1 protein-coding gene is annotated in these 360 nt (G+C 47.2%); it reads right to left on the bottom strand.

Going from position 1 to position 360, the window contains the following annotated elements; translation table 11 throughout:
* Positions 1–323: F0F1 ATP synthase subunit B (locus ACTHSP_RS22880; protein ID WP_440347115.1), on the bottom strand; the 323-nt coding region annotated here is incomplete at its 3' end.
* Positions 324–360 lie beyond the last annotated feature (37 nt).

Here is a 360-nt window from a genome sequence, read left to right as displayed (position 1 = left end):
TCAGCTTTTGCTTGGGCTGCAATGCGTGCTGCTTCATGAGAAGCTTGCTCTTTGGCTTCTTCTACAATTTTTGCAGCGCGTTTTTCGGCGTTGGCAACCATTTCGGTTACCTGATTACGCCCTTCGGCCATAAGTTCTGCAACTTTTTTCTCTGCCTGCTCAAAATCGCTCTTACCGCGCTCGGCAGCAGCCAAGCCCTCGGCGATTTTTGCGGCACGCTCATCCAACGCTTTGGCAATCGGAGGCCATACGAATTTCATCGTAAACCAAACCAAGCCAAAGAAAACTAGGATTTGCGCAAATAAGGTTGCATTAATATTCACGTTACTTAACCTTCGTATCTGGGTTAATCAAACAGAC

Source organism: Neisseria sp. P0001.S005 (genome assembly GCF_051963715.1).
Note: the sequence above shows the minus strand (reverse complement) of the source record. Positions and strands in the feature narration are given on the sequence as shown.